This is a genomic window from Mesorhizobium sp. BR-1-1-10, assembly GCF_020165595.1.
In the GTDB taxonomy this organism is placed as follows: Bacteria; Pseudomonadota; Alphaproteobacteria; order Rhizobiales; family Rhizobiaceae; genus Mesorhizobium; species Mesorhizobium australicum.
In genome coordinates this window covers 70618-83912 of the sequence record NZ_JAIUIL010000001.1, presented here as the reverse complement: position 1 = coordinate 83912, position 13295 = coordinate 70618, and the positions used below count along the sequence as shown (strand labels likewise).

General features: G+C 59.6%; 14 protein-coding genes and 2 pseudogenes. 14 read left to right on the top strand and 2 right to left on the bottom strand.

From position 1 onward, the window contains the following. From LB555_RS00400 to LB555_RS00355, 10 genes and pseudogenes are all read left to right on the top strand, one after another. Nucleotides 1–801 carry an amino acid ABC transporter ATP-binding protein gene (locus LB555_RS00400; protein ID WP_140876913.1) on the top strand — a complete coding sequence of 267 codons (801 nt, stop codon included), beginning with the start codon at nt 1–3 and terminating at the stop codon, nt 799–801. Nucleotides 802–845: 44 nt separating this feature from the next. Next, entirely contained in the window at nt 846–1664 is an 819-nt protein-coding gene (locus LB555_RS00395; RefSeq protein WP_140876915.1) for a transporter substrate-binding domain-containing protein, read from the top strand. Nucleotides 1665–1723: 59 nt separating this feature from the next. Next, nucleotides 1724–2434 carry an ABC transporter permease subunit gene (locus tag LB555_RS00390; protein ID WP_224682084.1) on the top strand — a complete coding sequence of 237 codons (711 nt, stop codon included), beginning with the start codon at nt 1724–1726 and terminating at the stop codon, nt 2432–2434. A gap of 1 nt (nt 2435) precedes the next feature. Continuing rightward, nucleotides 2436–3116 carry an ABC transporter permease gene (locus LB555_RS00385; RefSeq protein WP_224682083.1) on the top strand — a complete coding sequence of 227 codons (681 nt, stop codon included), beginning with the start codon at nt 2436–2438 and terminating at the stop codon, nt 3114–3116. A 22-nt stretch (nt 3117–3138) separates the two neighbouring features. Next, nucleotides 3139–3492 carry a cupin domain-containing protein gene (locus LB555_RS00380; RefSeq protein WP_140876921.1) on the top strand — a complete coding sequence of 118 codons (354 nt, stop codon included), beginning with the start codon at nt 3139–3141 and terminating at the stop codon, nt 3490–3492. A gap of 146 nt (nt 3493–3638) precedes the next feature. After that, on the top strand, nt 3639–4856 hold the full coding sequence (locus LB555_RS00375; protein WP_246678848.1) for an NAD(P)/FAD-dependent oxidoreductase: 1218 nt from the start codon (nt 3639–3641) through the stop codon (nt 4854–4856). Nucleotides 4857–4862: 6 nt separating this feature from the next. After that, nucleotides 4863–5075 carry a hypothetical protein gene (locus LB555_RS00370; protein WP_140876925.1) on the top strand — a complete coding sequence of 71 codons (213 nt, stop codon included), beginning with the start codon at nt 4863–4865 and terminating at the stop codon, nt 5073–5075. Between the two features lie 31 nt (nt 5076–5106). Next, nucleotides 5107–5286, top strand: a pseudogene (locus tag LB555_RS00365) (Tn3 family transposase); the annotation flags it as partial. A 58-nt stretch (nt 5287–5344) separates the two neighbouring features. Next, nucleotides 5345–6107: pseudogene (locus LB555_RS00360) on the top strand (IS1595 family transposase); the annotation flags it as partial. Between the two features lie 22 nt (nt 6108–6129). Continuing rightward, nucleotides 6130–6576 (top strand): hypothetical protein, encoded by a 447-nt coding sequence (locus LB555_RS00355; protein ID WP_181174032.1) that lies wholly within the window; start codon nt 6130–6132, stop codon nt 6574–6576. 183 nt (nt 6577–6759) lie between these two features. On the opposite strand, the gene LB555_RS00350 is transcribed toward LB555_RS00355, so the two are convergent. Both LB555_RS00350 and LB555_RS00345 read right to left on the bottom strand, forming a co-directional pair. Beyond that, the gene (locus tag LB555_RS00350) at nt 6760–7737 is read right to left on the bottom strand and encodes a zinc-binding alcohol dehydrogenase family protein (RefSeq protein WP_181174033.1); all 978 of its coding nucleotides are present in this window, start codon (nt 7735–7737) and stop codon (nt 6760–6762) included. 30 nt (nt 7738–7767) lie between these two features. Further along, complete coding sequence (locus LB555_RS00345) at nt 7768–9417, bottom strand: ABC transporter substrate-binding protein (protein WP_140876931.1); 1650 nt, start codon at nt 9415–9417, stop codon at nt 7768–7770. 161 nt (nt 9418–9578) lie between these two features. Here LB555_RS00345 and LB555_RS00340 point away from each other — a divergent pair, with 161 nt between their 5' ends. The 4 genes from LB555_RS00340 (at nt 9579) to LB555_RS00325 (ending at nt 13287) form a co-directional block, all read left to right on the top strand. Continuing rightward, nucleotides 9579–10463 carry a LysR family transcriptional regulator gene (locus tag LB555_RS00340; protein ID WP_224682082.1) on the top strand — a complete coding sequence of 295 codons (885 nt, stop codon included), beginning with the start codon at nt 9579–9581 and terminating at the stop codon, nt 10461–10463. A 161-nt stretch (nt 10464–10624) separates the two neighbouring features. Beyond that, complete coding sequence (locus LB555_RS00335; RefSeq protein WP_140876935.1) at nt 10625–11038, top strand: ester cyclase; 414 nt, start codon at nt 10625–10627, stop codon at nt 11036–11038. A 308-nt stretch (nt 11039–11346) separates the two neighbouring features. Next, nucleotides 11347–11499, top strand: a complete 153-nt coding sequence (locus LB555_RS00330) for a hypothetical protein (RefSeq protein WP_181174034.1) — start codon at nt 11347–11349, stop codon at nt 11497–11499. Nucleotides 11500–11838: 339 nt separating this feature from the next. After that, on the top strand, nt 11839–13287 hold the full coding sequence (locus LB555_RS00325; RefSeq protein WP_140876937.1) for an aldehyde dehydrogenase: 1449 nt from the start codon (nt 11839–11841) through the stop codon (nt 13285–13287). Nucleotides 13288–13295 lie beyond the last annotated feature (8 nt).

Genomic DNA, 13295 nt, shown 5'->3' with positions numbered 1-13295 from the left:
ATGCTGCACCGCAAGATCTCACGTGCGGCCGAAGTCCTCAAGGTCAAAGATCTCGCTAAGGTATTCGGCGCCACGAAGGTGCTGGACGGAGTTAGCTTCACCGTAAGGCAGGGCGAGGTCGTCTCGCTGATCGGGTCGTCGGGGTGTGGGAAAAGCACCGCGCTTCGCTGCACCAATTTTTTGGAGACGCCGACTTCTGGGCAGATCGAATTCCTGGGAGAGGCCATCTCTGTGACCACCGACGCGCGCGGAGAGCCGAAGATTGTCAACGCAGCTGCGGTCAGAGGGCTTCGACGCCACGTGGGAATGGTTTTCCAGAACTTTAATCTCTGGCCGCACCGCACCGTTCTCGGCAACGTGACCGAGGCGCTCGTATGCGTACTCAGGCTGTCGCGGAAGGAAGCAGAAGAGACTGCGCTGTGGGCGTTGTCGAAGGTCGGCATGGAAACCTTCCGCGACCGCTACCCGCAACAGCTTTCGGGCGGCCAGCAACAGCGCGTCGCTTTCGCGCGCGTCCTGGCGATGCGCCCGAAATTGATGCTGTGCGATGAACCGACATCCGCGCTCGATCCGGAACTGGTCGGAGAGGTCTTGAAGATCATACGCAGGCTCGCGGAGGAGGGTGCGACAATTCTCCTCGTGACGCACGAAATGCGGTTCGCAAGGGAGCTGTCGAACCGAATGCTATTCCTGCAAAAGGGCCGCCTCGAGCAGGATGACACGCCGGAAGAACTGTTTCGAAACCCCGCGAGCGAAGCGGTGAAGCGGTTTCTTTCGAGCGTTATGCCGGCCAATGCCTGAAGACAGGCGCTGGGACAATCAAGAATCAAACAAGGGGAACTGAGATGAACATCAGCAAACTAATCAAGTCCGCATTCGCATCCGGCCTGCTGGTCGCCGGGGCGGCGACCATGGCCTCGGCCGAGGAAGGTGTTTTGCGAATCGGCACCGAAGGCGACGCGCCAAAGTTCAGCATGGCCGACCCAAGCGGCAACGTCACCGGCTTCGACGCTGACATCGCCAATGGGATCTGCGCCGAAATGAAGGTCCAGTGTAAGTTCGTCGTCCAGACGTTCAGTTCGCTTGTGCCCTCAATGGACAGCGACCGATTTGACGTCATCATCTCAGGTCTTGGCATTACGGCCGAGCGAGAAAAAAAGATCGACTATTCGATCCCCTACGCAACGACACCTCTTTACTTCGTCGTTGCGAAGGATTCGCCGCTGGCCGGCCTGAAAAGCCTTGATGAAATCAAGAAGGCGATCGTTGGCAAAAGTGTCGGTGTCCCCACAGGCACTACTTATGCCAGGTTCATAGAAAAGCGGATGACGGGCGTCGACCTGAAAACGTACGACGCCGTCACCCAGTTGACGGCCGACCTCGCTAGCGGTCGCATCGACGTAGCTTTCGGAGATTCACCGACCTGGGTCGACTTCCTGGCAACGCCGGACGGCGCGAACTTCGCGAAAGTCGACGTCAAGATAATTTCCACGGATGATCCGGAAGTCCTCGGCCGAGGCATGGGCGTCGGGATACGCAAAGGCAACACCGACCTCAAGGCGAAGATCGACGTGGCCCTGTGCAAGATGATTAACGACGGCACGGTCAAAAAAGCTTCCATGCAGTGGTTCCAGGACGACTACACCATTCCCTGCAAGCAGTGATCCTTCGATAGTAGCGGCCTGCCTTGGCGTCGCCCAAGGCAGGCGGATGGGGGGCCTCTATGCAGGATTTCTGGGTTCTGATGGTGGAGCATGGCTGGGCGCTGGCTCTCCTGCGGGGCAGTGCAGTGACCATAGCGATCGGGCTGCTCGGCATGCTTCTCGGTTTCGTGGTGGCGACTCCACTGGCCATCCTGCGCTGGCAGAAGGTCATGGTCGTCTCACAGATGGTGGATGCCTACAGCATCCTGATCCGCGGTATCCCAGGACTGCTGGTGATCTACCTGTTGTTCTACGGCTCCTTGGGCTGGGTGAGAACCGTCGCGGGGACGTTCGGCTACGAGCAGGCCGCCGAGAATGCCTATCCGATGATCGTCGGCGTCATAGCGATTGCCTCGATCTCCTGTGCCTACTCGATCGAGGTCATCCGCGGCGCTCTACAGGCCGTGCCCTCCGGCATGCTGGAAGCCGCTCGCTCCCTGGCGCTTCCGCCAATGGTGACCTTCTTTCGCGTTACGTTTCCGCTCGCCTTGCGGCTCGCGCTCGGCGGAATCAACAATGTGTGGCAGATGACGATCAAGGATACGTCGCTGATCTCGGTCGTCGGCCTGCAGGAATTGATGCGGACCGCTGCAATCGCCGCCGGCATCACCCGGTCGCCGCTATTTTTCTACTGCATTGCCGCAGCGCTGTTCTTCGCCATGACGCTCGCCAGCCAAACCGCATTCTCGAGGATCGAACGGGGCCTCAACCGCGGCTTCGGAGGGATGTGACATGGACTTGGGCATCATGGCCTACGCGTTCCCGTTTCTGCTCGAGGGCGTCAAGATAACGCTTATCATCTCAGTCTTCGGCATTGTTCTGGGTCTGCCGCTGGGAGTGCTGGTCGGCGTTGCGCGCGGATCGAAAAACCGGATGCTTCGCGGTTTTTGCGACGCCTATTGCGCGATATTTCGCGGCACGCCAATGCTGGTGCAGATCTTCGTGATCTACTACGGCTTGGCCCAGGTAAGTTTCATCCGGCACAACCCGGTTCTGTGGTGGATGATCGGCGATGGGCTCCATGCAGCCATCCTGGCCGTCGTCCTGAACTCGGGCGCTTACACCGCCGAGACCTTCCGCTCAGCCTTCAACTCGCTTCCCAAGGGGCTGATCGAAGCGGCGGAAGCTTGCGGCATGAAGCCATGGCACATTTTCCTTCGTATCAAGTTCCCGCTGGCGCTGCGACAGGCACTTCCCGCCTACAGCAGCGAGGTGGCCATCATTGTCAAGGAATCGAGCTTGGCTTCCGCGATCACGGTCCTGGAGATCACCGGCTACGCCAAGCGACTGATGAGCGAAACCTTCGCGGTGATGGATATCTTCGTCATAACCGCCGCCTTCTACCTCGTGATCAGCGTCATTGCGCTGATGGCGATGAAACTTCTTGAACGCCGTTTAGCCATCCCTGGCTAGAACAGTCCTGAAAGGAAAGACCATGTCCAACCTCACTTTCATCGACCAGAATAACCTGCCCAAACCCCGCGAAGGCAAGCCTGCTCCGGACAGGCTGATCGAAGGCGATCCGCGCTTTCTTAGTTGGGACATCGCACAGACCGCCGACGGAATAGTTCAGTCCGGAGTGTGGGAGGCGACGCCTGGAGCCTATCGCTCGATAAAGGGCAAGACTTTCGAGGTCTGCGTTATCCTGTCAGGCGTATCCGAACTGACAGAGGACGGGAAGGAGCCGCGTCGCATCACGGCCGGCGACGCCTTTGTCATGCATCCGGGTTTCACCGGCGTCTGGAAGGTCATCGAAACCACGCGCAAGCTCTGGGTTAGTCGCGACTAGTCGGCTCCCGAGCTTTCCTTTGCAACCAGCAGCAGTACCGGTTCATGACACAGACGCTTTCCAAAACGATTAAATCGACGCCATACTGGTGGGACGATTGTGCCTTTCCGCCTTTGCCTAGGCGCGAACTCGATCGGAGCTGCGACGTGGCGATCGTCGGCGGCGGTTATACTGGTCTCTCCGCCGCAATCGAGTTGGCGCGGGCAGGCAAGCACGTCCAGCTTTTCGATCGCCAGTCGCTCGGCCAGGCGGCTTCCAGCCGTAACGGTGGCATGGCAAGCGGCAGCATCAGGCCTAGCCGCAAGGAACTGATCCGTCGCTTCGGTTTGGATAGGGCGAACGGCATCCTGCTGGAAGGCCAGACCGCGCGGCAGGACCTTTGGCGGTTTCTCACCCCGGAGTGTATCGAGGCCAACTTCACGCTGTCCGGCTTATTCGAAGGGGCGATGACCGCCGAAGAGACAGAAGAGCTCCGGCGCCATGCGGGCTTTCTCCACGACAGCCTTGGCATCGAGACCTTCGCCGTCAAAGGATCGGACGTGCGGCAGTATATCGGAACCGACCTCTATGTTGGTGGCATGGTCCGCATGGACATCGGCGGCCTTCAGCCCGCGAAGTTGCTCGCCGGGATGATCCGGGTCGCGCGCGAGGCCGATGCCATACTGCACGAGAACACCGCTGTCCTGGGATCGGTCAGCGATACGGCAGGCGTGCGGGTCACCACCGAACGCGGCGATGTACTGGCAAAGAAGCTGCTTGTATGCACCGACGGATACACCGACGGGTTCGATCCATGGCTACGCCGCCGCTTGGTGCCGGTTCGCAGCCGAATCGTAGCCACCGAACCGCTAGACAAGCAGGTCATGGACCGGCTGATGCCCGCGCGCATGATGTACAGCGACATGCGCAAGCTGAGTTACTACTACCGCCCGTCGCCCGATGGGTCTCGCATCTTGTTCGGCGGACGCGACGGCACGACCGCAGGCGATCCGCTCACGCCGACCGTCAATCTGCGGACGGAGCTCGCCAGACTTTTCCCGGAACTAAAGAATATCGGCATTACGCATAGCTGGTTCGGGAATGTCGCCATGCACCGGGATATGATCCCCCGCATCTTTTCACGCGGCAACACCATTTACGCGACTGGCTATTGCGGTTCCGGCATCGTGTGGGCGCGGTGGCTCGGCAAGAAGGCGGCGCTCAAGATCCTCGAAGACGCCGAGCAGCCGCGCTCGGCTTTCGATTTCGATCAGGCTCCCAAGGCCGTACCGTTTTACCGCGGCCGACCATGGTTCATTCCGCTTGTGTACTGGATGTATGAGCGCCACGACCGGAAGACGCTACGTCGTCGCAAGGATGCGTGAGGCGGTATGGCGTTCCTGTTCCTCTGTGATGCAACCCGAGGGGCCGTGTTTGCCGAGGTGTTCTCGGAGCACCTGCCGGATGTTCGGTTCTGCATGGGCCCTGACGCCATCGGCGACGAGGACATCCGTTTCATCATGACCTGGAAAGTGCCGGAAAACCTTCGGCGGTATCCCAACCTTAAGGGGTCGGAACAAGAGCAGTGCGAAATCGTACGTTAACGGCGAACGAAGCGGGAACTCTAGGCAGCCCGCCGCAACCCACCTACGCAACGTGCGCCGCGAGATTCCGGATCACCTGCTCAAGCACATCTCGCCGCTGAGCTGGGAGCATATCAATCTGACAGGCATTTACACCTGGGATAGCGAGCAGCATCTGCCGGAAGGTTTCCGGTCGCTTCGCCTTCCAGTTGGGTTGCAGCGGGCTGCCTAGAGTTCCCGCCTAACGGCTGTTTAGTGCGATTCGTTGGCCTTATTCGAAGGAGGCCTGAATGCATGAGACCATGACCGAAATGCTTGCCAGGATCCGAACAATCGAAGAGATGGTCATGGCTTTCCGCGATGAGGAACATTGTCGGAGATTGTTGGAAGGCATGGTGTGGCCGGAAGGTCGAATTTGTCCCTCCTGCGGATATAAGCGCTCAATCGCCATAGCCGGTCGTGACATGGGCAAGCGGCGGGCTCGACCGGGACTATATCAGTGTTCGAGCGGTGACTGCCGGTTCCAGTTCACGGTTACAACGCACACGCCGCTGCACTCCACGAAGCTTCCCTTGCGTGTCTGGCTGAAGGCGATGTGGCTGATCCTGCAATCGGACAAGGGCTTGTCCTCGGTTCGGCTCGCTGAGAGCCTTGGAGTGAGCCAGCCGACGGCTTGGCGGATGGGACATGCTCTGCGTTTGATGATGGCGCGAGAACACATGCTCGATGGGACAGTCGAGATTGATCATTTCCATCTCGGTGGCCGCCAAAAGAAGCATCCAGACGATCCGCCGCCCGGGCGAGGCTCGGAAAGGTCAGGCGAATACGGAGAAAGCGCCGGTCCTGGCAATGGTGCAGCGGCCAAATGACATCACCCCTGGCATGTCTGCAGGTGACGCGCGCGCCACGATCGTGGCCGACCTCTCTTCGCGAGCAAGCGAACGCGTCATTGAAACGCGGATCGAATTGGGGGCTCATTTGATGAGTGACGAGTGGAAAGCATTCATGTCCATTGGCGAGAGCTTCGCCGAGCACGAGACCGTGAAGCAAGCACCGGCAGATGCTGCCGGAGGTCATGGCGCTCGCCCGCTCAATGGGCGTTGACAGGCAGGTCGACTATTGGGGCGACCTGAAGACGGAGGCAGACCTCTCCTGGATCCGCAAGGAGGTGGAACCACACGGCGTTCTTTTCATGGCCAAGGCCCGCCTCGACCATCCGGACGCCGACAGGCAACTCGACCTGTTGTTCAAGCTTTGCCCTGCCTTGTGCGAGATCTATTTCGATCGCCTGGACCAAGTAGCGGCACTCAAGGATAGATGCAGCGATGCCGGCATCGCCCTCTGGTACAATACGCGCGATCCGGTTTCCTGCGCCGGGTTCACCGACACGGCGGCGCTCAAGGATCCGGAAGCAATATGGGGCCGCCTTATCGATGCGGTCATCTCCGCCATTCAGACTGATCATGCAGAGCTCCTGAAGGCCTTTGTCGCCCACCGTGCGAAGAACACCGAAAGTCCTTGAGCGGCCCACCAGGATCGCAACCCTGTCAGCAGATGGTGGTCACTCGGCGATCAAAGTGGACCAGCGGCTCCGCTACTCCCTCCGTGACCGCGACATCGATTGCTTCGCCAACTAAGCGTCAAGACCAACGATCTCTCGCGCGAAAGTTAACCGGCGGGATCGCCGCGTCGGTATCGGCAGCCTTTAAGGGACCAGCAAAATACGCCCCTTGATCCCCCCCTGTTCGAGCGCGGCATGGGCACGGGAAGCATCAGAGAGTGGCATCGTTGTCCATTTGGGCGTCTGCATAGCTCGTTTGGCGGCGAGGCGTGCCAGCGTTGCGACGGCAACTTCAAGTGCCGTCCCGTCAAGGCTCTCTGATGAGTACCCAGTCAGCGATACCGGCCGGATCAGGTTCCAGAGATCGAACCGGACATCACTACCTCCTACCGCGCCAACAAGGGACAACGTCGCGCCAGGTTTCAGGGCGGAGAGCGATGTCTCAAAGACGGCAGCTCCCACCGTATCGAAAACGCCATCGACGCTTTCCGGCTCGACCAGAGACAGTTCACCGGCTTTTGAAGCCAGGACGCGTCCCGCCCCCAGCGAGCGAACATAATCAGCCTGCTCCGGCCGCGACACGATGGCCAGAACATGTGCGCCCAGTGCGGTGGCAAGTGAAACCGCCGCCGAGCCCACGCCGCCCGCCGCGCCGGTGACCATGACTTGCCGTCCCTTTAGAGGTCCAAGAGGGCGCAAACCCTCGTGCGCGGTGACGCCGGCCAGCCCAATCGCTGCCATAACCACCGGATCCGTGCCAACGGGCAGTTGAGCTGCCGCGTTGGCTTCGACTGTGACGAACTCGGCATAGCCCCCGGGCCGATCGGCCCGGACCCCGCCGAGGCCCTGCATCATCGTGATCACCTTTTGGCCGATAAGTGCGCGCGCCACCAGGCCTCCGGTCTCAACGACCTCGCCGACGACTTCAACGCCCGGCACGTATGGAAAGGGGTCTGGCTTGCGGATAGGCCAATTGCCCGCCCTTACCTCAAGGTCCGTGTGATTGACCGCGGCGGCGATGGTCCTGATCCTGATCTCCGACGCGCCTAGCGGAAGGACCGGAACGGCCTTCCACTCAAGGACGTCCGGACCGCCGTAGCGGCTGACGACGATCGATCGCATTTCGCTTTGCATAACGGGTGGTTCTCAGGTTCAGGTTTCGTCGAGCCAGACGTCGAAGTATTCATGTTCTTGCGTTGGATGGACCCGCACACCCTTGAGGGCGGGAACCCAGTGCTTGTAGAGTTTCCGCCAGTAGGGCTGGATCAGAATTCCAGCATCCTGCAGCATGGCCTCGATTTCTTTCATCGAACCTTTGCGCTTCTCGGCATCCGGAATGGCCAGTGCGGCATTGAGCTTGGAGTCGAATTCAGGATTTGACCACGCACTTTCGTTCCACGCCTCGCCCGTCCGGTACGCGACGGCAAGGACCTGTACGCCGAGTGGCCGCATGTTCCAAGTCGTCATTGAAAACGGGTACTTCGTCCAGTCGTTCCAGAAGGTTGAACCCGGCAGGACGGTCCGCTTGATCTTGATCTTCGCTTCACGCAATTGGGCCGCGATAGCGTCGCCTGTGTTGCGGTGAAAGTCCTCGTCGGCCGTGATCAGCTCGAACTCAAAGTCCGTGCAACCGGCCTCTTGAAGCAAGCGGGCGGCCTTGTCGATGTCACGGCCGACTGCGGGCAGTTCGACGTACTCGGGATGAATCGGCGAGACATGATAGTTGTGGGCCACGTCGCCGGCGCCGCCATAGCCAAGATCGAGCACAACCTTGTTGTCAACCGCCAACTGCAGCGCATTGCGTACCCGCTGATCGTCAAAAGGTTTATTGGTGACATTCATGCGAGCCAGCAGAGTCCCCGCGGTCGCCGCCTCACCTTTGACCAGCCCAAGTCCATCCAAGCCTGCCAGCTGGTCTATCGGGGACTCGTAATTCGTGTGAATCTCGTGCGCTTCGAACGCCCCAAAGGTTGCGTTCGGATCCGTCCCATAATCAATGAACTCGATGCCATCGAGGTGAGGCTCTCCACCCCACCAGTTTCCATGTGTACGACGTTTCAAGACAACGCGAACGCCGACGTCGTAGGAAATCAACTCAAACGGTCCGGTTCCGATCGGGCATGCGCTGAAAGTTGCCCCTTTTTCGTCGAAACTTTTGTGAACCAGCAATGCCGGGTAGTCGGCTAGGTTGGGAATGAATGTAATGTCCGGCCGCTGAAGCGTAATGCGCAGGGTCATGTCGTCGAGGCGTTCGATCGCTGTTTCGCGCAATTTGCCGGTCGACTGGTCGACGAGCGTGCCCATCCGCCCGGCCATGGAGTTGCCTGCGGCATCCCGCTCGCACCAACGCCGCAAATTGAAGATAACGTCATCGACCGTGAACGGGTCGCCATTGTTCCAGATCGCGCCGCGCCGGCAATGCAACACAAACTGCGTCGCATCGGCGTTGACCTCCCAGGATTCGAGCAGACGGCCTTCAAACGTGTAGTCGGCAGTGTATTTGACGAGCGGCTCGAGCGTCTGGCGCTGTGCATTGGCAATCTCCGACCAGTCCGCGGTCCTCGGGTCCTTCGGATCCTTTACGAACATCGCGACCTTTAAGGTGCCACCGCGTTTGGGCTCCGCCGCCAGGGCCGGCGTCAGCGACGCACCGATAAGCCCGTAAGCCATAGGCGCCGATGCGCCGAACGCACTAGCCAGTGCCAGGAATTCGCGACGATCCAACTGGCCATTCAGACAAGATGCCGCCGAGGCGAAGATGTGTTCAGGAACCTTGTCGGAATTGCTCGTAAACATTGGCATTTTGCTTCCTTAAAGCCACAGTCCCGCGCGCAACCGTCATGCGCCCGCGCGCGAACCGTCATGCGGGATCTCAAACCGAGTCCGGCCGCGACACTTCCATATGAAACGTATTCGAGATAAGTGGGCGTAAGAGAGCAACACTTGAAACGAATTGTGTTGAAATGGACCGCTTCGCCGGCATGACCGTCTTCGTTAAGGCTGTGGAGCTCGGCTCCTTTTCAGCCGCGGCGGAAGCCATGTCGACCTCGCCGCAGCTCGTCGGAAAATACGTTCGCGCGTTGGAAGACCATCTTGGTGTCCGCCTTCTAAACCGAACCACACGCCGGCAAAGCGTAACGGACTTCGGCCGCGGCTATTATGAGCGAGCCAAGCACATCCTCGCCGAAGTTGAGATGGCAGAGGGGTTAGCCGAGGAGACAAAGTCGGTTCCAACAGGCAGGCTGAGGATAAACGCACCGGTAAGCTTCGGGATACGCAGCCTAAGTCCTAGTCTGCCGGAATACCTGAAGGCCCATCCACAGATTTCTGTGGAATTGACGCTTTCCAATAGAGCGGTCGATGTTATCGACGAGGGATATGATGCGGTGTTTCGAACCGGCGAACTTGGCGATAGCGGCCTCATCGCCAGACCTTTGGCTGCTTACCGACTGGTTCTGTGCGCCTCTCCTGCATACCTTAAGACACATCCACCCATCAGGCACCCACTCGATCTCCAACAGCATGAGTGTCTTGGCTTTTCCTTCACCGAGTTGAGGACGCACTGGACGTTCGACGGCCCGGAGGGAAGGGTTGTGGTTCCGGTATCTGGCCGTGTGATGGCCGATCACGGCGAGCCCCTGCTATGCGCGGCTGTGGCGGGGATAGGCGTCTTGCTACAACCGAGCGAAATCGTGAGTGAGGCCCTGGCAAGCGGCGACCTAGTCGGGATTTTGCCGGACTATCGCCCGCCGACCCGACCGCTCAATGTGATCTACGCTCCCGATCGCCGCACAACCGCCAAGCTTCGGAGCTTTCTGGATTTCGCCGTAGCCAAATTTGGACGATAGTGCCTCGATCGCAAAACCCCTGCCTAAGGCCGCGCGGGGTGTAATTGGAGCGAATCTGTTGTAGGTCAGCAACCATTGGCGCGATTTATCCCGCCCTGTTTCAACCATACATCTCTCAGTATCGCCGCTACCGCGGCTGCAGCCAAATTGGGACGTTTGTTATGAGCAGCACCGCTACCTCTTTTATGGCCAGGTTCGTCGAATTCATCAACTCGGCGGATGAAAACCTGGCGAGCGAGCTCGTCTCACCGAATGCCATCTTCCATGTCCCTGGTAGGCCAGAGCCGATGACCGGCCCTGCCGGCTACATAGCGATCGTCGCAATGATGCGAGGAGGCTTTTCCGACATCCAATGGACCTTGGAAGAGGCGATCGCCGAGGAGAACAAGATCGCGGCCCGCTTTACGATGAGCGGCACCCATACCGGACCATTCATGGGCGTGCCGCCAACTCAAAAGACGATCCGCGTCCAGGCTCTGAACATTTATCACCTTGAGAATGGCAAGATCGTCAAAGAATACGGTCAGCCCGACATCCTCGGCCTCTTAATGCAGCTAGGCGCGTTTCCCTCCTAGCTTCAAGGGGAGACCAGACCATAGGCAGGCCGCGTTTTCGCCCTCCACCGTCGCGCGGTTGAAGGTAATAAAATCCTGGATTCGCGGCGCGATAAGCGGGGAGTCCCCAGTCGACTGCGGGTCGCCATCGCGACCTGTGCACCAACACGCCGCTCTCTCCTCGGGGAGGGCCGTTGGGTAAGCGCGTCTCGGCGCGCGTGGCGCTTGCTTTTCATTCCAGCTTCTGGATGCGCCCCTAGGCGGAACACGCCATCATTGCCGCCCTGGCGCTCCAAGTCGGTCAACTCCGCAACCTGGGCCAGTCGATCATGGTGATCGACAAGAACGTGAAGCGCCTCGCGACATTCGTCGACCAGTTCTACGTGGTGGAGAAGGGCTGCGTTGCGTGGAGCGGCAATGCACAGGAGGTCGTCGATGAAGAGGCGACGATCAATCCTTCATCAGCATGTGAGTGCTTGTAGCGCATCGCTTGCCGATAGGGGCGGGCGTTGCGTCAGCGCGCCGATGGCACGGTGGGAACGCCGGACCGGGACAGCTGCTTGCATTTTACGCGCAAAGGCACGAATACCTATAAAATGTTGCCATATCAGGTTGTTACAGAGCTTTCTATATGCCAGACGAGCTCACAATGTTTTCCGTATTATAAAAATCATTGCACAAAACAAAAAAAGATGTAGCGTATATGGAACGAGGGGGAGAGGTTTGGCGTCGGGAATTTGCACAGGACGCAAAGCGCCGGAAAGTGATCGTGCCTGGACACGGCCGCCTTGACCCAATGAACAAATGATTGGGAGGAAAAGTTGGATACTCATCTTTATATCGGGAATGAAGAACGGGGTTCGGAAACTGGTGCGACGTTCGAACGGCTGGGTCCGGCGTCTGATACGGTCGTCACGCGTGGCGCCGCCGCCAGCGTGAGGGATGCCAATGCCGCTGCGGATTCGGCTCAGGAAGCCTTTGTCGAATGGTCGAAGTCCGGTCCGTTTCAAAGGCGGATGCTGCTGCTCAAAGCCGCGGACGAGATCGAGAAGCGTGGTGATGATTTTGTCAACGCGATGAAGCTCGAAGTCGGCGCGAACGAACTTTGGGCCCGCTTCAACGTCTACCTTGCCGCCAACCTCTTCCGGGAGGCTGCGGGGCTTGCAACACAGCTGCAGGGCGAGACGATCCCAACGGATAAGCCCGGCACGCTGTCCATGACCATTCGCCAGCCGGTCGGTGTCATCCTCAGCATCGTGCCGTGGAACGGCGCCGTGGTTCTGGCGGCACGCGCTATCGCCTATCCCCTGGTCTGCGGCAACACCGTCGTCTTCCGCGCATCCGAGACCAGTCCCCGGACGCATGAAATCATGGCTCAGGCCGTGCATGCCGCAGGCTTCCCTGTCGGCGCGCTCAACTTCGTCACCAACGATCCCAAGGACGCGCCTGAGATCATCGACGCGCTCATCGCCCATCCGGCGGTGCGTCGTATCAATTTCACCGGATCCACGCATGTGGGCCGCATCATCGCGGAGAAGTCGGCAAAGCATCTCAAGCGCTGCATCCTTGAGCTCGGCGACAAGTCGCCGCTCGTCGTCCTGGACGACGCCAATGTCGATGATGCCGTATCCGCCGGCGTGTTCGGTGCTTTCCTCTATCAGGGTCAGATTTGCATGACCACGGAACGCATCATCGTCGACGAAAAAATTGCCGACGAGTATGTCGCCAAGTTCACCGAGCGGGCCAAGGTTCTGCCGGCGGGAGATCCGGCCCAGGGTGCCTGCGTTCTCGGCCCGGTCATCAGCAAGGACGCGGCCAAGCGTCTCAACGGCCTCTTGGATGATGCGCTGTCGAAGGGCGCGATCCTGCTTGCCGGCGGACGGTCCTCAGGCAACCTGATGCAGGCCACCGTGTTGGACGCCGTGACGCCCGCCATGCGCATCTATGGCGAGGAGACCTTCGGCCCCATCGTGTCGATCATCCGCGCCAAGGATACCGACGATGCCGTGCGGATTGCCAACGACACCGAATTCGGCCTGTCCGCCGGTGTGTTCGGCACCAACATCAGCCGCGCGATCGACGTGGCGCGCCGTATCGATACCGGCTCGGTCCACATCAATGGTTCGACCGTGCAGAACGAGGCGCAGGCGCCTTATGGCGGCACCAAGTCCAGTGGATTCGGCCGGTTCGACGGCCGCGCCGTGATCGACGAATTCACCGAGCTGAAGTGGCTGACGATTGAAAGCAGCGGTCAGGGCTATCCGTTCTGATCCTGTCA